Source organism: Photorhabdus sp. RM323S (assembly GCF_042879375.1).
Lineage (GTDB): Bacteria > Pseudomonadota > Gammaproteobacteria > Enterobacterales > Enterobacteriaceae > Photorhabdus > Photorhabdus tasmaniensis.
Genome location: NZ_JBHFKZ010000012.1, coordinates 21493 through 40864 on the forward strand (window position 1 = coordinate 21493; position 19372 = coordinate 40864).

The following is a 19372-nucleotide window of genomic DNA, read 5'->3' on the forward strand; positions in this document are numbered from 1 at the left end:
CAATGGGCTCACATAAAAAATAATGGAGAAAAAGTATGCCACACTTTTCAATACAGAGAGCTGATACCAGGATTGATATTAATCATAATGAGTTGCATCAAGCGGCTTCAACAGATAAAACTTGTCATTGCTGCGAGCCATTACTAAATAATACCATTGATAATCCACTTACAGCGCCAACCTCGGTTATCACACGATGGAATGAAAAATCCGTCGTGACCAATAAACAAGTTGAAGCTAATATTTCCCGTTTAGCCAGCGAAAGCACCGCCGCTCATAAAACGGTTGATTCTCTCTTGTCCAACTTAGTAAAACTTTTTGTTCGGGTAGAGGGTAATGAGTTAACCGCAATCACCAAAATGCTTAATGCCTATACCGGAGATAAACCCGGGTTTAGTATTTTAGGTCAGCTTGGTGCGGGTGGATTTACTCGAATCATTAGCGAAGCACAGCAAAGCGATGTTAGACCTGATAGGGCAAATACAGAACCTCTAACATTGAGGGAGAAAGCCACGGCTTACTATGATCTTACCAATTCAGCTTATTTCCGGGATACTCTGGAGAAAATTTATTCATCACCTGAATTGAAATCAGAATTCAAGGATATAATTGATATTGGTTACCTGGAAAGTAAAAACTTTGCACCTGCCCGTGGTGCCACTAAAGAAAATCCCTTACCTGATCAGTTGGCTCTCTACACATTTAAAAATGAAAATAAATTGAGTGCCTCTGAAAATCCCGAATTATATCAGGTGACAAAACAGGAAAAAGGGAAAGAAGTTACCAGTAATCCAGCGCTGGCTGGCAACAGCCTGACAAAAGTCCAAAATGATTTCAGAACACCGGCTCCTGATAAGGATAATGTCTGGTCATCTGCCGCTTCACTTGAGGCCGATAATCGTCTGACCAATCGGGAGTTGGCGTTTGCCCGTTTAAACCCTCGCAACCGGCTGGACAGAACCGACTATCAATTTGGTCGGTCAGAACCCATCAAAGCACATCAAGAATTAGCGAAGGAAAACATTATAGTACAACGTGGTAATGGTTTTGCTGTCTGGAATGTGAAAGAAAATACAGGATTTTCTAAGGATGCAGCCTTACATAATTTGCCAACTGTCGCTGCACCTTCAGGCACCACGGATCGTTTTATTACTGCGGCCAGACTATTAGGTACGGGGCTGAAAAATGATCTCTCTTTAGGTACGCCTACTCATGGAGAATCACCGGAGCAGTCAATTCAACGCGGGGAACGGGAAATGAAAGAGCTAACCCGATGGCTGGCAACCGGTTATCTGGTTGATGATAATCATCATTCTATGATTGAAGTTAATTTAGGGGCAGCTAACCACGGTTTAGAATCTCAATGGGGATTGAATCTCTATACCGAACCCTTCTCTTCTCCTATATATGCCAAGGGATTTAGCATATCCAGCCAGGAAATATTGGCAGAATTGGAAAATCGTGAAGATGTCCGTACAGATTACTCTACTTTCAATAAAGATCTGTACGGCGGAAGTCGGGCAGCGGTTAACGCAGATGGCAGTATAAGAGCGAATTCCAGATAACTATTCTTTTTGATTGATGACCGGGGGAGTTGTTGTCGGTTAAACTCACCCCCGGCAATACGGATGATCGCCAGCCAGTGCGGGAATTAGCAAAAAGTCTGAATTAGCTATTCTTGGATAGATCTAAGGTAATGTAATATGTAATACAATTTCATGTCCCACTGGAGGTTCTATGATCGACCTGTATTATGCCCCAACACCAAATGGTCACAAAATCACGCTTTTTCTTGAAGAAGCAGGCCTTCCTTACAATATTTACCGAATTGATATTGGTGCGGGAGATCAATTTAAACCTGAATTTCTTGCAATTTCTCCTAACAATAAAATTCCGGCTATTGTTGATCAGCAACCCGCTGATGGCGGTAAACCTGTCACCATTTTTGAATCCGGTGCCATTTTGACTTATCTGGCAGAAAAAACGGGTAAGTTACTCAGCAAAAATGTGCGTGAACGTATTCAAAGCCTGCAATGGCTGTTTTGGCAAATTGGTGGCTTTGGCCCAATGCTGGGACAAAATCACCATTTTAGTCACTTTGCGCCTGAGAAAGTCCCTTACGCGATTAATCGTTATCAAGAAGAAACAAAACGCTTGTATAAGGTTCTGAATACTCAATTGGAAAAAACACCCTATCTGGGTGGTCAGGAATACAGTATCGCTGATATCTCAACTTATCCGTGGGTTCGTGCCTATGAGCGTCAAAATATTGATCTGAGCGATTACCCGGCAGTGAAAAAATGGTTTGATACTATTAGCCAACGCCGCACTACCCAAATAGCCTACAGCAAAGCCTGATACCTGTTTGCGGGGTAACTATTTCCCCGCAAAACTTGATCCGGCTAACAGATAGTTGTATTTTAAATCATCAGCCTTGATATCCCTGCTATAGTTTCTATATGAACTTAGGTTATAGGAGTGGTTATGCATATTTTAATCACCGGAGGAACAGGCTTGATTGGTAGCCGTCTGGTTTGCCAGCTTCTTTCCCTATCCCATTCCATTACCATTCTGAGCCGCTCACCGCAAAAAGTGTACTCTCTGTTCAGTAAACAAGCTGAATGCTGGACCACTTTGAAAGATAAAACGGACCTCAATGATTTTGATGCCGTTATTAATCTTGCTGGCGAACCCATAGCAAATAAACCGTGGACTTCAGCGCAAAAAGAAAAGCTGTGCCAAAGCCGCTGGACACTAACAGAACAACTCAGCAAGTTAATTAATGCCAGTCAGACACCACCAGAAGTATTTATTTCCGGCTCTGCGGTGGGCTATTACGGCGATCAAAATCAGGCAGTTGTGACAGAACATGAGCCACCCAATGATGAATTTACTCATCAACTCTGTAAACGGTGGGAACAACTTGCGTTACAAGCTGCCAGTGATAAAACCCGTGTTTGTTTTTTGCGTACCGGCGTTGTATTGGCAAAAAACGGCGGAGCACTGAAAAAAATGTTACCACTTTTCCGTCTTGGGCTGGGTGGACCTATGGGTAGCGGAAAGCAGTATCTGCCCTGGATCCATATTGATGATATGGTGAATGCCATCTATTACCTGTTGATGACGCCCGGTTTGAGCGGTCCTTTTAATATCACCGCCCCTTATCCGGTACACAATGATCAGTTTGCCGCAACACTCGGAGAAGTATTGAACCGCCCTGCAATTATCCGCATACCGGCTTTTGTGCTGAAATTATTCATGGGAGAAGCTGCGGCACTGGTACTAGGAGGACAGCAGGCAATACCGCATAAACTGGAACAAGCAGGTTTTGGCTTCCGCTATTTTCAGCTAAAGGAAGCTTTTGAAGACCTGCTAAACACTAAATCTCAACACCTTTAGCGCCTTGCCAACGGGTAAACAGATCATGAGGTAGCTCGATATCAAACTGATCGAGCACCCGATTAACCGTTTGGTCAATAATATCCTGAATCTGTTCAGGCCGATGATAAAATGCAGGCACTGGCGGCATAATCACCGCACCTATTTCGGCCGCCTGAGTCATCAACCTGAGATGCCCTAAATGCAATGGCGTTTCTCTCACACCAAGCACCAACTTACGGCCTTCTTTCAATACAACATCTGCCGCTCTGGTCACTAATCCATCGGTATAGCTGTGAACAATCCCTGAAAGGGTTTTCATTGAACATGGCAAAACGACCATACCCGAAGTTTTGAACGAACCGGAAGAGATAGCAGCGGCTATATCTCTGTTGTCATACACAACATCAGCCAGCGCCTGCACATCCCGTAAACTATAATCTGTTTCAAGCGCCAGTGTCTGGCGAGCGGACTGACTGATGACCAGATGTGTTTCTACGCCTTCAACTGGCTGTAAAACTTGCAGTAGCCTGACGCCATAAACAGCCCCACTTGCCCCTGTAAGCCCCACGATCAATCTTTTCATTTTTTCCTCGAGCTGACACTGGACAGCGATTTTAAATCCGAAGGTCATCAACCTTCATTATAGATATCCAGATCTTCGATTTCGTTCTGATTATTCAATGTCATTTCATCATCTTTACGCAGATTTTCCAGATAATAGAGATAAGTCTGGTCAATGTCTTTGGTAACATAAATGCCATTGAATACTGAACATTCAAACTCTTCAATATCCGGGTTTTCTTCACGAACGGCATCAATCAGATCTGTCAAATCCTGGAATATCAACGCATCTGCACCAATGAGCTGGCGAATTTCATCAACTTCACGTCCATGAGCGATCAATTCATTTGCATTTGGCATATCAATGCCATAAACATTTGGGAAACGCACTTCCGGGGCCGCTGAAGCAAAATAAACCCTCTTCGCTCCCGCTTCACGAGCCATTTCAACAATTTGTTCTGATGTTGTACCGCGAACAATAGAATCATCCACCAGCAGCACATTTTTATCGCGGAACTCGGCACGATTGGCATTCAGTTTACGGCGGACTGATTTTCGGCGCTCCTGTTGACCCGGCATAATAAATGTCCGGCCAACATAACGGTTTTTCACAAACCCCTGACGGTAGGGTTTACCCAGTATACGGGCAATTTCCAGAGCAATATCGCAGGAAGTTTCAGGAATAGGAATAACCACATCAATATGCAGATCTTCCCACTCATGGGCAATTTTCGTCCCCAGCTTATGCCCCATCCGCACACGGGCGTTATAAACCGAAACTTTATCAATAAAGGAGTCTGGACGGGCAAAATAGACAAATTCAAACAAACAAGGAGTCAAAGAAGGATTTTCAGCGCACTGGCGGGTAAATAACTGGCCCTTCTCAGTGATATAAACCGCTTCACCCGATGCAACATCTCGCAGGAATTCAAAACCCAACGTATCCAATGCAACACTTTCAGAAGCGACCATATATTCATTACGGCCATCATTCAGAGTACGCTTGCCTAACACCAACGGACGAATGCCGTGCGGATCACGGAAAGCAACTAACCCATGACCGATAATCATCGCAATACAGGCATAAGCGCCACGAACCTGTTTATGCATTGCCGCTATCGCAGCAAAAATATTGTCAGGTTCCAACGGATAATACTGGAAACGATCCAATTCATTAGCAAAAACATTGAGCAAAATCTCGGAATCTGACGTGGTATTCACATGGCGACGGGCATTTTCAAACAACATTCTTTTTAATTCATGCGCATTCGTCAAATTACCATTGTGTGTCAATGTAATACCAAATGGAGAGTTAACATAAAACGGCTGGGCTTCCGATGCACTGGAGCTGCCCGCCGTCGGATAGCGAACATGACCAATCCCAATCGTTCCCTGTAAACGTAGCATATGCCGGGTTTCAAACACATCTCTCACTAAGCCGTTGGCTTTGCGTAAACGAAACCCATTGTTACCATCAATAGTAGCAATGCCAGCAGCATCTTGCCCACGGTGCTGAAGCACCGTCAACGCATCATAAATCGACTGGTTAACCGGTGTAAAACCGACGATACCAACAATACCGCACATGTAGTTTTTCCTCATCAGCCAAGCGGAGAGGTATATTTCTCCGGCAGGAAACTTGACGCATTTTGCAGGTAGTCAAAGAACCACCTGATGATATGACTGAATTGTGGGATCAATTGTGATTGCTTCCAGTCATCACTTTGCGGCAATGGTGTGAATGTATCCAGAAAAAACAGAATAGCAGCGACAATCAGCACACCACGCAATGCCCCAAAGCAGACCCCAAGTACCCGATCAGTACCAGACAATCCAGTCCGTTGCACAAGAGAACCTATCACATAGTTCACCACGGAACCGACAATCAAAGTCGCAATAAATAGAAGCGCAATGGCGATTCCGTTACGCACCAGTTCATCTTCAAAACGGGTAAAATAGACCGCTAAGTAAGAGTAGAAGTGGCTTGCTACAAAGAAAGCACATCCCCAGGTGACCAGTGACAACGCCTCACGAATAAACCCACGAATCAGGCTAACCAATGCCGAGAAGCCAATAATGGCAATAATAACGTAATCAATCCAAACCATGTTTTAATTCCAAAATAGACGCTCGGCATCCGTTTCAGGCGCATTCTAACAGAAAACGAAAACGTTTGCGTAGCAGATTTCCTATTCTACTGAAAATAGTTAGCGGCGATATAGGAAACTCATTATCGCCGCGGTCACTTAATATTTACTACTTAATTTCATCACAATTATCCTATTCGTCACATAGGCATCGTCAGCTTTATTACGGTCTATAGCTTCTTACTTGCCCTTGTAATCCTGTCAGATTTTTCAGTTCTGATAACGCCGAGTCGAGTTGTTGTTTAGAAACATTCGGACCGACATATATTCGGGTTAACTGCCCATTCACCGGAGATGAAGGTACCGTATAGACCTGATAACCCGACAACCGCAGTCTGGCAACGATTTCATCCACCTTTCCAGCGTTTTTCAAAGCACCCAGTTGTACGATATATGCTTGCCCTTGCGGCGCTTTTTCAACGGATTTAATTTCAGGCTTCGGCCCCGGTTTAATCTCTGGTTTAGTCGGTACTGGCTGCTTAACGTCCAGTTTTTGTTCAGGCTTAATCTGTGGTTGAAGTTTGACTTCTGGCTGAACAGCAGGAGGCGTTATCGGTGCGGGTGACGACGGAACTGTCATCAAGGGTATTTCCGGCTGCTCCAGTGTTTCCGGCAGCAATGCCTCTGTCTCATCTTCCAGAGGCATTGATAATATTGGCGAATTAAGGAGAGGAATAGATTCAATTTCTTGCTCATCCCCAGGCTTCGGAACCAGGGGAATTGATGCAAACTTATCTTCGTTATATTTCTTGTTGCCATCCAACAATGCTGGCAGCACAATAACACCCAGTGCGACCAATACAATTGTGCCGACCAAACGATTTTGAAATTTACTTGCCACTTCGCTTCTCCCTGTCCAGAGCCTCCATGACATGCGCCACTGTGTGGAATGAACCACAAACGACAACAATATCTTGGTCATCAGCATCTGCCATTGCCTGATACCAGGCACTTTCCACATCAGTAAATACCCGTGGCTGTTTAAGATGCTCAACCAATGCCTGTGCATCTGCACCACGCAGTTCAGTCAACGGAGCGCAATACCACTCATTAATTTGCTGTGACAGGCAAGCCAGTGTGCCGGCAATATCTTTATCACCAAGCATACCCACTACACCAAGAATTTTGCTGCCCGGTTGACGGGGCAACAGGGCTAATTTCTGTACCAGATAAGCCGCTGCATGTGGGTTATGCGCCACGTCCAGGATCAACAATGGCTTTTTTTCATGAATTATTTGGAAACGCCCAGGCAGCTGCGCATTTTTCAGCCCCTGATGGATAGCATTTTCATTAATAGCCTGACCAACTTTACCACCTTGTCGTAACAGGCAACAAATAACACCCATTGCGGTTGCGGCATTCATCAGAGGAACATTTGGCAAAGGCAGATTACTAAATAGCATATCATCAGATTGCCAGTACCAATCTTTCCCCTGTTGAGAAAAGCGCCAGTCAATACCACAGCGGAACAACCTGGCCCCTAATTCATCCGCGACTTCCGCAATAGAAGATGGCATATCCGGTTCACCAACCACGGCAAAACGATCTTTGCGGAAAATACCCGCTTTCTCACGACCAATATGTTCGCGATCAGCTCCTAACCAGTCAATGTGATCGAGTGCAATACTGGTAACGGCTGCAATATCGGCATCCACAATATTAGTCGCATCCAGCCGCCCACCTAAGCCAACTTCTAAGATGACCACATCCAAGCCAGCTTGTTTAAACAATTGCAGAGCCGCTAATGTGCCATATTCAAAATAAGTCAGTGAAATACCACCACGACGGGATTCAATGTCCGCAAATACACGACAGAATTCCTGTTCAGGTAACTCTTTACCCTGAATACGAACTCTTTCAGTATAACGTACAAGATGCGGAGAGCTGTAAACACCCACTCTCAGCCCAGCCGCCAGCAGAACAGATTCGATAGTGCAACAGGTGGTGCCTTTACCATTAGTGCCGGATACAGTTATCACCTTAGGTGCAGGATTAACCAGATCCAAGGTTCGAGCGAGTTTACCTACACGCTCAAGCCCCATATCAATGGCTTTAGTATGCAGGTTTTCAAGGTAGGAAAGCCACGTCGTCAGTGACGACGTGGCTTGAAGAATTTGTAAAGTATCAGACATCTTCTTTATTGGTATTTATTTGAATATCCGCCTCAACATCAGCGGGTTCTGCCACAAATTCAGCAACAACGGGTTTAGTACCGGGCTGCGGCTGATGAGTCAGTTTAGCAAGCAAACTGGCAAGTGTGTCTCGTATTTCAGGACGACGAACAATCATGTCAATCGCCCCCTTTTCCAGCAAAAACTCACTGCGTTGGAAACCTGGCGGCAATTTCTCGCGTACTGTCTGCTCAATAACACGTGGACCGGCAAAACCAATCAATGCCTTCGGTTCAGCAATATTGATATCACCTAACATTGCCAAACTCGCTGAAACACCGCCCATTGTCGGGTCAGTCATCACAGAGATATAAGGCAAACCCCGTTCCTGCATTTTTGCCAAAGCAGCACTGGTTTTCGCCATCTGCATCAGTGACATCAGCGCTTCTTGCATACGGGCACCGCCACTGGAAGAAAAACAGACCAGAGGACAATTGTCTTCCAGTGCCTGTTCTACCGCGCGAACAAAACGGGCACCAACAACCGAAGCCATTGAGCCACCCATAAACGCAAATTCAAAAGCAGCAACAACAACCGGCATACCACTCAACGTGCCTTTCATCACGATCAGTGCATCTTTCTCTTCAGTTTGCTTTTGTGCTGCCGATATACGGTCTTTATACTTTTTAGAATCACGGAATTTCAGAATATCTTTTGGCTCTAACTCCTCCCCTAATTCAGTTTTCATCCCTTCATCAAGAAGAGTCTCCAACCGGGTACGCGCCGAAATACGCATGTGATGATCACATTTAGGGCAAACCTCAAGATTGCGCTCTAACTCAGCACGGTAGAGCACCTGACTGCAACTATCACATTTAGTCCAAACTCCCTCTGGGATATTTGCCTTACGAGTTTGGGTAATGTTGCTTTTATTAAGAATTTTTTCAATCCAGCTCATTGAATGATCTTTCCGTCTGAATCTGGCTTATGCCAGTTTTGTTATGTGTGCCATTAAACCACAATGCTATTACAGTGTGGATAAAAAACTGCTCAAACCTGTTACGGGTTATTGGTTTTCTGTTTCATCACCGCACGGCGGTGACGCCAGATTTCAATCACTCCGGGCAGGATTGAGATAAAGATGATAGCAACAATCAATAGTTTCAAATTCTGTTGTACCATTGACATATCACCGAATATATAACCAGCATAGGTGAATAATAGTACCCAAACCAGTGCGCCAATCACGTTATAAGCAGCAAAATGACGATAAGACATTTTCCCCATGCCTGCAACGAATGGTGCAAATGTTCTGATAATTGGTACAAATCGCGCTAAAATAATGGCTTTCCCACCATGTTTTTCATAAAACTCATGTGTTTTATCCAGATAACTCCGGCGGAAAATTTTCGAATCCGGATTGGAAAATAATCTTTCGCCAAAGACACGGCCAATAGCATAGTTCACCGCATCGCCAATAATGGCCGCAATAATCATCAACACCACCATGATATGCACATTCAGATCATTTGAATCCAACGCCGCTAAAGCACCCGCAACAAATAGCAGAGAATCTCCCGGCAGAAATGGCGTAACCACTAATCCTGTTTCACAAAACAGAATCAGGAACAGAATGCCATACACCCAATGACCATATTCTGCGACAAGTTTGGCTAAATGAATGTCAACATGGAGAATAAAATCAATAATAAATTTAGCAAAATCAACGAAATGTGATAGATATTCCATAATATTCCCCGTTATACCCAACCATCCTTGTCGGCAACCAAAATGTTAAATCAGATCATCGGCCAGAAACAGAGGCCCCATAACCGGTCCCGGCAAATCAAACTGTGCAGGGTAATCAACGGCCACCAGATATAATCCTGCCGCTTTCGCCGTCGCAGCGGCTTTCGTCCGGTCTTTTACAGCAAGCAATTGAGCCATCCAGTTAATATCCTGATTCCCACAACCAATTTCCATCAAACTACCGACAATATTACGCACCATATGATGCACAAAAGCGTTGGCTTTAATATCCATCACAACATAATGCCCGTAACGGTTGACATTAATATGCATCACATTACGCCAGGGTGTTTTGGATTGGCACTGAACCGCACGGAAAGAGGTAAAATCATTTTCCCCCAGCAAACACTGCGCGGCCTGATGCATCCGTTTTTCATCCAATGGATAATGAAAATGTGTCACGCCACTTGCCAGTACTGCCGGACGATAACGATGATTAAAAATAATATAACGATACCGCCGGGCAGTCGCGCTGAAACGAGCATGGAAATCCTCATCCACGGCTTTCACCCAACGAACAGCAATATCCGGCGGTAAATGTGCGTTCACCCCCATTGTCCACGCCGCATCCTTACGTTGTGCAGACGTTTCAAAATGAACGACTTGCCCTGTTGCATGTACTCCAGCATCAGTCCGGCCGGCACAAAATACCGATATGGGCTCATTGGCGACTTTTGATAACGCTTCCTCAAGGCACCCCTGAACACTTTTCACTTCCTGCTGACGCTGCCAACCATAATACCGGCGGCCATCGTACTCAATTCCCAATGCAATTTTCATTTTTGAACCTGGCACAGATGCTGTTTGTTCTGTACCAGGCATCAGTAAAATTGCCCCTGAATCAGTTTTTCTGCTGTCTCAACCGCCATCAGCGCGCCACCAAACCGGATATTGTCGGCCACAGACCAAAATTGTAATACTTCCGGCATACCATAATCATTGCGCAGACAGCCAATACTCAACAAATCATTACCAGACGCGTCAGTCACCTGAGTCGGATAATCACTTTCATCTGAAACGTTAATATCAACCATCCGCTCTAACTCTTCGCGAGCTTCTTCCACACCAACCGGACGCAATGTTTCCAAATGGACGACCTGAGCATTCCCATAAAAAGCCGAAGACTGAACGCAACTGACTGAAATGGGTAGCCCCTCATCTTGTAAAATTTTACGCACCTGATCCACCAAACAGCGCTCTTCACGCACCGAGCCTTCCGTATCTGCCAGCAACGGTAAAAGATTAAATGCCAGTTGTTTGCTAAAACGACCGGGCTCCGGCGGGATACCGTTAAGTAAGCGGGCGCTTTGCCCGGCTAATTCATCAACTGCGGCTTTGCCGTGAACAGAAACAGAGAGCAAATTAGTCAAATGTAAGCGTGCAATTCCTGCGGCATCAACCAGCGGTTTAATCGCTGTCAGCACTTGGCTGGTCATGCAATTTGCCAAGGCGACAATATTACGGTTACGATAATCCGCCAACGCATGAGGATTCACACCCGGGACAACCAGAGGAACATCCGGCTCCAAAGCAAACAATCCGCTGCTATCGAGCACCAGACAACCTGCTTCTGCCGCTTGTTCAGCATACTGTGCCGTGGCTTCTGTTCCGGCCACAAAAAAAGCGAGTTGTACCTGTGACCAGTCAAAATCAGCAACATCACGGACAATTAAACTTTTACCATTAAAACGCAGGTTTTCACCGGCACTATGTTCACTGGCAAGAGGATACAGTTCACCAACGGGAAACTGACGCTCCTGTAATAACGCCAGTATCGCTTCACCTACCGCGCCTGTCGCACCCAACAGGGCAATATTCCATCCTTCCGACATGTTGGTTTTCTCCACCTTATCTTTCTGACATGCAGATATATGCCTGCACCAATTAAATCAGTTCTGTACTGAAACCAAGAGCGGCTAACAATTCAGCACTCTCTCGGTTATCACAGCACACGGTCAGGGATGACCATTCCCGACGTTCCAAATAGTTTTTACGCAGAAGATCGAATTGCCCTTTCTGACCGGCAACCTGCCGTAACGGGGTATCATCGCGGCGCACATCATACACTAAATGTATCAGTCGCTTTAGTGTGCTTTGAGTCACATTTCCATGCAAGGCGACCCGGTTGAAATCAGGCTCAGGCAACAACTCAGATAAGGCAACTTTACGGGGTTGACCAAGGAATTCACAATAAGCCTCAAATACCTGTGTGGTGCCGCGTGCTTTACCTTCGAGGGTATAACCCGCGATGTGCGGAGTACCTATATCAACTAATTCCAGTAATGGCAGGGATAAATCAGGTTCTGGTTCCCAAACATCCAGCACAACACTGAGTTTTTTACCACGTTTCAACTCGGCAAGCAGTGCCTGATTATCAACAACTTCCCCCCGGCTGGCGTTAATCAATATGCGGTTATCCGGCAAAGCCGATAATAATTCAGCCCCCGCAAGATGAAGTGTTTTATATGGGCCTGATGTATTCAGTGGCGTATGGAATGTCAGAATATCCGCCTCTTTAGCCAGTTTTTCCAATGGCCAAAATTCGCCGGCATCACCTCTTTCAGCTCTTGGTGGATCACATAAGAGTGTCCGTATGCCAAGGGTAGATAACCGTTCTGCCAGCCGGCTACCGACATTACCGACGCCAATGATCCCGACAACTTTATCTTTGAGTTCAAAATTGTCACGTTCAGCCAGTAACATTAATGCTGAGAAAACATATTCAACCACAGCAATGGCATTGCATCCCGGTGCAGCAGAAAACCCGATTCCCACTTGAGATAACCACTGTTGATCCACATGGTCCGTACCCGCTGTTGCCGTACCGATAAATTTTACCGTGCTGCCTTTCAGCAATTCTTCATTAACTTTAGTCACCGAGCGAATCATAAACGCATCCGCGTTATCCAGTGCACCTTCCGGCACCGGACGCCCCGAAATAGCGTGTACATCCCCTAATTGCTGAAACAGTTGTTCAGCATAAGGCATATTTTCATCAACCAGAATCTTCACTTAATTCCATCCTATGGCATAAAACGGACGTAGCCGGCTATTTTGCCACTTAATCGTAACAAAACCCATCACGACAGTTTCTTTTGTTATTAACTTTTTCTGAAACGCTCCGGTGTCGTACCCGCCAGTTGCTGAAACATCGCAATAAAAGCAGAAGATGAGCTGTAACCTACATCAAAGGCGACTTCATTAACGGTTTTCCCTTGTTCCAACAAAGAAATAGCATGGATAAACCGCAACCGTTGCCGCCACTCACTAAATGACATACCTAATTCTTGCCGGCAACGCCGTGACAAAGTGCGTTCCGAGGTATAACGCTGTTTTGCCCATTGCAGCAATGACGTATTATCAGCCGGATTACGTTCAAGTTCCTGTAGTATCGGTGCCAAAAGTTTATCTTTAGAGAAAGGCAGATAGGTATGCTGAACAGGAGACTGCATTAGCTGATCAATCAACACTTGAGCCAGCCGTAAATCCTGTTCTGTTTCCGGTATTTTCAATTCACGTTCAAAACAATCAGCCATAATCGTATTGAATATTGAGCTAAGTCGGATAATACAAGGCGCATCCGGCAATAATTTCCCCCATTCAGGAGAGATATCTATTGCCCTGAATCGCATTGCTTTTCTACTATATCCCGAATGCTCTATTCCTTCCGGTATCCAGACACAAAATTGCGGTGGCGCTAAAAAATGTTGTTCTCCAACATTCATTGCCATTACACCACAGACGACATAAATAAGTTGCCCGAATGGATGGGTATGACGTAAACACTCGGTGTCAGCACTGAATAATTCGCTGCGGAAAGAAATACTGGCCGGAATATCCATGACTTTCACAGGGGTATGAAATTTTTCTGTCATATTGTCTCAATTGCCTTATCCATTGTCTGATTATCGTTATATATAATAAATCAGACACCATTAGACTAAACACTCATTTTTATCTCAATGCGACTCATCTATATGAATATGATTTTCCCGCTTCTGGCAGTCCTGATTTGGTCAATTAATGCCGTGGTGAGTAAAGCCTCTGCCACAGCGATTGATCCGGCAGCAATTTCTTTTTATCGCTGGTTCCTGGCCTTTCTCACCTTAACTCCCTTTGTTGCGCTGCCTGTTATTCGCCAATGGAAAACAATCCGTCAATACTGGTGGAAGTTATTAATTCTTGGCGCACTTGGGATGGTACTTTACCAAAGCCTGGCCTATTACGCTGCACACAGTATCAGTGCAACATTTATGGGAATTCTTAGCTCATTGATTCCGCTTTTGACTGTTGTCATCAGTATATTTGTTTTACGTGTTGTCCCTACTGTTGGTATTGCTCTTGGTACTGTTATATCGCTGCTTGGTTTAGTCTGGTTGATCAGTACCGGAGATCCTATATCATTGTTGCAACACGGTTTAGGCCGCGGTGAATTGATGATGTTGATTGCCTCCACCTCCTACGCACTCTATGGCGTATTAACCAAACACTGGTCTATTCCATTGCCAAACTGGCAATCCCTGTATGTGCAGATTACTTTTGGTGTCCTGCTATTACTGCCAAATTTCCTGTTGACCAACGATGTTCAATTGAATGCCAACAATATCTCGTTAGTCTTATTTGCCGGTATTCCCGCTTCTATCCTTGCCCCTTATTTATGGATACAAGGTGTCATAAAACTTGGTGCTAATACTGCTGCCATATTTATGAATTTGACGCCGATATTTACAACCATTATCGCTATTCTGGTTCTGCACGAAAAAATTCACAGTTACCATCTGATCGGAGGCGGCATAACACTATTAGGGGTCATACTGGCACAACAATTACGTGTTCCTCTTTTTGGCCGTAAAACAGAAGAACCGCAGAAAATTAATCATCAGAAAGCCTGAAAGGAATTCTTACTAATAAGCCGCCCAGTGTTTCACTGGGCAATAATTGGGGATGAGTACCATGATAAAGACTGATATCTTTTACCAGAGCTAATCCCAGTCCTGCCCCTTCATGCCCCGCAGCATTATCAAGACGATTAAAAGCCATCAGTGACAAATTGACTTCTTCTTTAGCAATCCCCGGCCCACTGTCATCCACTTCCAAATAACAATATGTCTTACAAGGGCTGAGAATAACTCTGGCAGTCACAACGCCACCTTCTGGCGTATATTTAATTGCATTGTCTAATAAGTTGGCGCACATTTCTGTTAGTAATACAGGTTCGCCTTTTATCCACTGAATATTTTCTCCTTCATAACCCAAGTCAATATACTTACTTTCAGCCTGTTGAAAGCGAGAAAAACACGCCTGTTGTAATAATTCGACTAAATTAACCGGCTTATAATCTTGAACTGCTTCCTTTTCATGTGCTTTTAAACGAGAGAGTTGTAATAAACGGTCTGTCAGAGAAATCGTATTATCCAACGTGCTATCAATAGCCCGTAAACTCTCTTTCCATTGTTCAGGATCTTGGCTGGCAAGCGCGACCGCCACCTGGGTTTTCAATACCGTTAACGGTGTTCTGAGTTGATGAGAAGCATCCGCACTGAATCTTTTCTGCCGGCTAACCATCAGTTTCAGCCGTTCTATATAGCGATTAAATGCATGTAATAACGGAGAAAGTTCTGACCACGGTAACATATCCGGTAACGGAGTAAGATCATTAGCAGGGCGACGAACCATAACACCAGAAAGTTTATGTAGTGGTTTGAGTAATTGTTTCAACAGAAAATAAGCCAGGATCAGTGTCAGACCGACAACGGCTCCCTGACTCAGCAAAGAAGATATTAATAATTGTTGAGCAAGATAATGACGGGAAGCCACTGTTTCAGCAACCAGTATTAACGCCATTCCCATCATGCCGCCTTCATTAATCGGCTGATAAAGTGCGGCAACCCGGATAGGCTGACCGTGATATTTCGCATCATAAAAATAGACCAATGCAGTGTATAAATTGGAGCGCGGCGTATATTCAGGTATTAACGGCAAATCGTCATAACCAGAAATTGTTTTCCCTTCAGGAGATAACACCTGATAAAACAGACGATCATGCATATTTCGCTCAAAACTATCCAGAACCACATAAGGCACATCAACAATTAACTGTTTATTCTCAACTGTCAGCCGTTCTGCCACCGTTCGGGCTGATGCCAATAAAGTACGGTCATAAGCCAATGTGGCCGCATTTTTCGCACTGAAATAATGGGTATAAACAGATAAACTACCGAGCAAAAATAGCGGAACGCCAAAAAACAAGAGTAACTGATGAAACAATGATTTCGGCACTTTGAATAATTTCATCTGTTCTGGCACTCCAGACGATAACCTAATCCCCGTAATGTGCTGATCCCGACACTACTACCCGATAATTTTTTTCGGACCCGGTGTACATAAAGTTCAATACTTTGTGGATTTGCCTCATCTGACAGTGCAAATACCTGCTCAAAGAGTTGTTGTTTAGAAACTGGCCTTCCCCGACGATGGAACAATGTTGTCAAAACAGAGAGTTCCCGCGGTGTCAAAGCCAGTGGTTCATCGTTCAAAATAAAGTAACCTTCATCCTGATAAACCAAGGAGCCAAATGTCAGGGTCTCCTGTGAAACATTTGCACTACGCCGAAGTAATGCCCGAATACGCGCCTCCAATTCCTGTAAATCAAAAGGTTTAGTCAAATAATCATCAGCGCCGGAATTAAGCCCTTTCACCCGATCAGCAACATCGGCCTTAGCCGTTAGCAATAATACCGGCAGATTTTGTCCCCGCTTACGCAAACGAACTAACAGTGAAAGACCATCCAGCCTTGGCAAAGAAACATCCAGAATCAGCAAGGCATAATTTTCTGTCTGCAATAATTGATCGGCAACGATACCATCACCAGCAACATCTACAGCAAACCCTGCACTACTCAGTGCTTTTTGCAGCCAATGCAATAATTCAGGGTGGTCTTCCACTAATAGTAAGCGCATATTTTAAATATCTAATCGATTAATATAATTACAAACATAACTATTTTTACGATTTATATTACTGTTGTAATATTCTGAAAAATAGCCGGACATTTAGAATCTATCTGACTTAACCCATTTTATTTACCGTTCAGCGCCATTCATTCCAAAATATAGGTGCTATAATTGACATAACTCAGTCCAACGAGTGATTTGTGATTTTTTGCGATTAATCAGATCGCAAAAACCAGATTAAGTTCCCTTCGAGTGATCTACTGTTTTGAAACGCTATTTAAGCCAGAAAAGCGAAATAATCCCTCATATAGGAGAAGTCACATGCCACACATTGAACCAAATACAACCAAAGAATGTACCATTTGTCTTAAAAATAACGACAAGCCTTTTTACCAACTCAGTTGCAATCATGGCAGCCCCGAAAGCCATCCAATGCATACGGAATGTTTGAAACAAGTCTTCCAAGCTGAAGTTGACTCAAACAGAGTACTTGGAATAGCTGACGTAACATGCCCTTGCTGCCAACAAAATCCAAAACTGAGTGACATTGAAGAAATTATGCGCTCCTAGCGAAGATTTAAATTAAGTATGAAGATGTAAAGCTATTAAACAGCCGCCCATAACGCGGCTGTTTCGATTAGGCTTTTTACTCTATATCTCCATCCGCATTGGGCGCAAGTTACGGCTATTTTTGCCAAAAACCACACCACCTTCGAACAATTTCTCCTTGAGTTACCTAACACCAAACAAAGCAACATCAGCACTACGAGAAACTTACAACAAACCCAAACAAAAAAGAAAGTCTGTCGCCATTTATTGACTCATTAATGCGAAACGCTACGCAAATTAAGCGATTAAAATCACATATCAACAACTTTTCTTGTTAATGAAAGGTAAATGAAAGGTTTTGTTATTATCAATTGTGTCAACAGATCCGTTTATGGTGGCTATATCTTACACGGGTATTGATGAGAGAAAATAAATGAAAACGATAACAATCAAAATATTAGCGGCAACCGTTTTACTATTTAGCGCAAGCAGTGTTTTTGCTGCCGACGCCCCTGGTAGAACCGAATGTATTGCCCCGGCAAAACCGGGTGGCGGGTTTGATCTGACCTGCAAGCTGGTACAGGTTTCATTACTGGATACGAAAGAGATCAGTAAACCCATGCGCGTCACCTTTATGCCCGGTGGTGTCGGTGCTGTCGCTTACAACGCTATCGTCGCACAGCGACCTGCTGAAACGGGAACCATCGTTGCCTTTTCCGGTGGCTCTCTGCTCAATTTGTCTCAGGGAAAATTTGGCCGCTACAACGTTAATGATGTTCGCTGGCTGGCAAGTGTTGGTACTGATTATGGCATGATTGCCGTTCGTGCTGATTCTCCTCATAGCACCCTGAATGATCTGATGAATGCTTTCAAAGACGATCCCACCAGCATTGTGTTTGGTGCCGGCGCTTCTATCGGCAGTCAGGACTGGATGAAAACAGCACTGCTGGCAAAAGAGGTTGGTGTTGATCCTCACAAAATGCGTTATGTCGCTTTTGAGGGGGGTGGTGAGCCAGTCACGGCTCTGCTGGGTAACCATATTCAGGCTGTCTCCGGTGATCTGAGCGAGATGATGCCTTACCTGAGTGGAGACAAAATCCGTGTTCTGGCTGTTTATTCAGATAAACGGCTGGAGGGTGATTTAGCCAATATTCCTACCGCCAAAGAGCAAGGCTATGACCTGGTATGGCCGATTATCCGCGGATTTTATATGGGACCAAAAGTCTCCGATGAAGCATATCAGTGGTGGGTTGATACTTTTAATAAATTACAACAAACAGATGCTTTTAAAGAGCAGCGTGATATCCGTGGATTGTTCGAATTTAACATGACCGGCAAGGAACTGGACAGCTATGTGAAAAAACAGGTTGAACAGTATCATGAACAAGCCAAAGCTTTTGGTTTAGCCAAATAACAGGGTAATTATCATGAGCGATCGCCTCTTCGCGGCTGTCTGGTTAGTACTCTGTGCCATCGGCATGGTTATTGGTTGGGGGATCCAGAGTGAATACACTTATGAACCCTTGGGGCCCAGACCTTTTCCGATGATTATTCTGTCTCTGATGGCTCTCTGTGCTTTATTGCTGCTTTTCAAAAAACCAGAACAGAACAACTGGCCCGATGCATCGGTTATTCGTCGCCTGATGATACTGATTGTCTCTTTGGTTATTTATGGCTGGGCATTTGAATGGCTAGGTTTTCCTCTGGCTACCGCTCTGCTGACATTCAGTGTCGCTCTGTTATTTAACGCGACACTGCTTGCCGCAATCATTTCCGGGGTGTTCCTTGGCGTCACGCTCTACTTCGCCTTTGACCGCTTACTTGATGTAACCCTGCCTCTTGGCAACTGGCTCAACTGACG

20 protein-coding genes are annotated in these 19372 nt (G+C 44.5%); 7 read left to right on the forward strand and 13 right to left on the reverse strand.

What is annotated here, in order from left to right:
- The first annotated feature begins 35 nt into the window (after positions 1-35).
- From ACGF7G_RS07870 to ACGF7G_RS07880, 3 genes are all read left to right on the forward strand, one after another.
- Complete coding sequence (locus tag ACGF7G_RS07870) at positions 36-1565, forward strand: hypothetical protein (RefSeq protein ID WP_387464590.1); 1530 nt, start codon at positions 36-38, stop codon at positions 1563-1565.
- Positions 1566-1737: 172 nt separating this feature from the next.
- Positions 1738-2358 carry a GSH-dependent disulfide bond oxidoreductase gene (gene yfcG, locus ACGF7G_RS07875; protein ID WP_387464592.1) on the forward strand — a complete coding sequence of 207 codons (621 nt, stop codon included), beginning with the start codon at positions 1738-1740 and terminating at the stop codon, positions 2356-2358.
- A gap of 126 nt (positions 2359-2484) precedes the next feature.
- Positions 2485-3399, forward strand: a complete 915-nt coding sequence (locus tag ACGF7G_RS07880) for a TIGR01777 family oxidoreductase (protein WP_387464594.1) — start codon at positions 2485-2487, stop codon at positions 3397-3399.
- Here the strand turns inward: ACGF7G_RS07880 and ACGF7G_RS07885 are convergent.
- From ACGF7G_RS07885 to ACGF7G_RS07935, 11 genes are all read right to left on the reverse strand, one after another.
- Entirely contained in the window at positions 3380-3964 is a 585-nt protein-coding gene (locus ACGF7G_RS07885; RefSeq protein WP_387464595.1) for a UbiX family flavin prenyltransferase, read from the reverse strand. The two genes, ACGF7G_RS07880 and ACGF7G_RS07885, sit on opposite strands and share 20 nt — an antisense overlap.
- A gap of 47 nt (positions 3965-4011) precedes the next feature.
- Entirely contained in the window at positions 4012-5529 is a 1518-nt protein-coding gene (gene purF / locus ACGF7G_RS07890; RefSeq protein ID WP_133814906.1) for an amidophosphoribosyltransferase, read from the reverse strand.
- Positions 5530-5543: 14 nt separating this feature from the next.
- Positions 5544-6050, reverse strand: coding sequence for a colicin V production protein (cvpA, locus tag ACGF7G_RS07895; protein WP_133814905.1), 507 nt, complete (start codon positions 6048-6050; stop codon positions 5544-5546).
- 202 nt (positions 6051-6252) lie between these two features.
- Positions 6253-6930 (reverse strand): cell division protein DedD, encoded by a 678-nt coding sequence (gene dedD, locus ACGF7G_RS07900; protein WP_133814904.1) that lies wholly within the window; start codon positions 6928-6930, stop codon positions 6253-6255.
- Positions 6920-8221, reverse strand: coding sequence for a bifunctional tetrahydrofolate synthase/dihydrofolate synthase (folC, locus tag ACGF7G_RS07905; RefSeq protein WP_133814903.1), 1302 nt, complete (start codon positions 8219-8221; stop codon positions 6920-6922). Before folC ends, dedD begins: the two co-directional genes overlap by 11 nt.
- The gene (gene accD, locus ACGF7G_RS07910) at positions 8214-9158 is read right to left on the reverse strand and encodes an acetyl-CoA carboxylase, carboxyltransferase subunit beta (protein ID WP_387464598.1); all 945 of its coding nucleotides are present in this window, start codon (positions 9156-9158) and stop codon (positions 8214-8216) included. The genes folC and accD overlap by 8 nt, the downstream gene beginning before the upstream one ends.
- Positions 9159-9259: 101 nt before the next feature.
- Entirely contained in the window at positions 9260-9949 is a 690-nt protein-coding gene (locus ACGF7G_RS07915; protein WP_133814901.1) for a DedA family protein, read from the reverse strand.
- A gap of 45 nt (positions 9950-9994) precedes the next feature.
- A complete protein-coding gene (gene truA, locus ACGF7G_RS07920; RefSeq protein WP_387464667.1) occupies positions 9995-10789 on the reverse strand; it encodes a tRNA pseudouridine(38-40) synthase TruA in 795 nt (264 codons plus the stop codon).
- 41 nt (positions 10790-10830) lie between these two features.
- Positions 10831-11841, reverse strand: coding sequence for an aspartate-semialdehyde dehydrogenase (locus ACGF7G_RS07925; protein ID WP_387464600.1), 1011 nt, complete (start codon positions 11839-11841; stop codon positions 10831-10833).
- A gap of 52 nt (positions 11842-11893) precedes the next feature.
- Positions 11894-13021 carry a 4-phosphoerythronate dehydrogenase PdxB gene (gene pdxB / locus ACGF7G_RS07930; RefSeq protein WP_133814899.1) on the reverse strand — a complete coding sequence of 376 codons (1128 nt, stop codon included), beginning with the start codon at positions 13019-13021 and terminating at the stop codon, positions 11894-11896.
- Positions 13022-13110: 89 nt separating this feature from the next.
- Positions 13111-13884 carry a helix-turn-helix domain-containing protein gene (locus ACGF7G_RS07935; RefSeq protein WP_133814898.1) on the reverse strand — a complete coding sequence of 258 codons (774 nt, stop codon included), beginning with the start codon at positions 13882-13884 and terminating at the stop codon, positions 13111-13113.
- 102 nt (positions 13885-13986) lie between these two features.
- On the opposite strand from ACGF7G_RS07935, the gene ACGF7G_RS07940 reads away from it, so the two are divergent.
- Positions 13987-14901 (forward strand): DMT family transporter, encoded by a 915-nt coding sequence (locus ACGF7G_RS07940; RefSeq protein WP_387464602.1) that lies wholly within the window; start codon positions 13987-13989, stop codon positions 14899-14901.
- Here ACGF7G_RS07940 and ACGF7G_RS07945 read toward each other — a convergent pair.
- Entirely contained in the window at positions 14882-16303 is a 1422-nt protein-coding gene (locus tag ACGF7G_RS07945; protein WP_387464604.1) for a sensor histidine kinase N-terminal domain-containing protein, read from the reverse strand. The genes ACGF7G_RS07940 and ACGF7G_RS07945 overlap by 20 nt on opposite strands.
- Positions 16300-16968 carry a transcriptional regulator TctD gene (tctD, locus tag ACGF7G_RS07950; protein ID WP_133814895.1) on the reverse strand — a complete coding sequence of 223 codons (669 nt, stop codon included), beginning with the start codon at positions 16966-16968 and terminating at the stop codon, positions 16300-16302. The genes ACGF7G_RS07945 and tctD overlap by 4 nt, the downstream gene beginning before the upstream one ends.
- Positions 16969-17283: 315 nt before the next feature.
- On the opposite strand from tctD, the gene ACGF7G_RS07955 reads away from it, so the two are divergent.
- The 3 genes from ACGF7G_RS07955 (at position 17284) to ACGF7G_RS07965 (ending at position 19370) form a co-directional block, all read left to right on the forward strand.
- Complete coding sequence (locus tag ACGF7G_RS07955) at positions 17284-17532, forward strand: hypothetical protein (protein ID WP_133814894.1); 249 nt, start codon at positions 17284-17286, stop codon at positions 17530-17532.
- Between the two features lie 412 nt (positions 17533-17944).
- Positions 17945-18925, forward strand: a complete 981-nt coding sequence (locus ACGF7G_RS07960; RefSeq protein ID WP_387464606.1) for a Bug family tripartite tricarboxylate transporter substrate binding protein — start codon at positions 17945-17947, stop codon at positions 18923-18925.
- Between the two features lie 13 nt (positions 18926-18938).
- Positions 18939-19370, forward strand: coding sequence for a tripartite tricarboxylate transporter TctB family protein (locus tag ACGF7G_RS07965; RefSeq protein ID WP_387464608.1), 432 nt, complete (start codon positions 18939-18941; stop codon positions 19368-19370).
- Positions 19371-19372 lie beyond the last annotated feature (2 nt).

Bases quoted from the DNA above. Each gene is read 5' to 3' on its own strand.
- ACGF7G_RS07925 (WP_387464600.1), bottom strand. From the start codon at position 11,841: ATGTCGGAAGGATGGAATATTGCCCTGTTGGGTGCGACAGGCGCGGTA.
- folC (WP_133814903.1), bottom strand. From the start codon at position 8,221: ATGTCTGATACTTTACAAATTCTTCAAGCCACGTCGTCACTGACGACG.
- ACGF7G_RS07940 (WP_387464602.1), top strand. From the start codon at position 13,987: ATGAATATGATTTTCCCGCTTCTGGCAGTCCTGATTTGGTCAATTAAT.
- ACGF7G_RS07870 (WP_387464590.1), top strand. From the start codon at position 36: ATGCCACACTTTTCAATACAGAGAGCTGATACCAGGATTGATATTAAT.
- yfcG (WP_387464592.1), top strand. From the start codon at position 1,738: ATGATCGACCTGTATTATGCCCCAACACCAAATGGTCACAAAATCACG.
- truA (WP_387464667.1), bottom strand. From the start codon at position 10,789: ATGAAAATTGCATTGGGAATTGAGTACGATGGCCGCCGGTATTATGGT.
- ACGF7G_RS07965 (WP_387464608.1), top strand. From the start codon at position 18,939: ATGAGCGATCGCCTCTTCGCGGCTGTCTGGTTAGTACTCTGTGCCATC.
- tctD (WP_133814895.1), bottom strand. From the start codon at position 16,968: ATGCGCTTACTATTAGTGGAAGACCACCCTGAATTATTGCATTGGCTG.
- accD (WP_387464598.1), bottom strand. From the start codon at position 9,158: ATGAGCTGGATTGAAAAAATTCTTAATAAAAGCAACATTACCCAAACT.
- ACGF7G_RS07945 (WP_387464604.1), bottom strand. From the start codon at position 16,303: ATGAAATTATTCAAAGTGCCGAAATCATTGTTTCATCAGTTACTCTTG.
- ACGF7G_RS07935 (WP_133814898.1), bottom strand. From the start codon at position 13,884: ATGACAGAAAAATTTCATACCCCTGTGAAAGTCATGGATATTCCGGCC.
- ACGF7G_RS07915 (WP_133814901.1), bottom strand. From the start codon at position 9,949: ATGGAATATCTATCACATTTCGTTGATTTTGCTAAATTTATTATTGAT.
- ACGF7G_RS07880 (WP_387464594.1), top strand. From the start codon at position 2,485: ATGCATATTTTAATCACCGGAGGAACAGGCTTGATTGGTAGCCGTCTG.
- ACGF7G_RS07885 (WP_387464595.1), bottom strand. From the start codon at position 3,964: ATGAAAAGATTGATCGTGGGGCTTACAGGGGCAAGTGGGGCTGTTTAT.
- ACGF7G_RS07960 (WP_387464606.1), top strand. From the start codon at position 17,945: ATGAAAACGATAACAATCAAAATATTAGCGGCAACCGTTTTACTATTT.
- cvpA (WP_133814905.1), bottom strand. From the start codon at position 6,050: ATGGTTTGGATTGATTACGTTATTATTGCCATTATTGGCTTCTCGGCA.
- ACGF7G_RS07955 (WP_133814894.1), top strand. From the start codon at position 17,284: ATGCCACACATTGAACCAAATACAACCAAAGAATGTACCATTTGTCTT.
- purF (WP_133814906.1), bottom strand. From the start codon at position 5,529: ATGTGCGGTATTGTTGGTATCGTCGGTTTTACACCGGTTAACCAGTCG.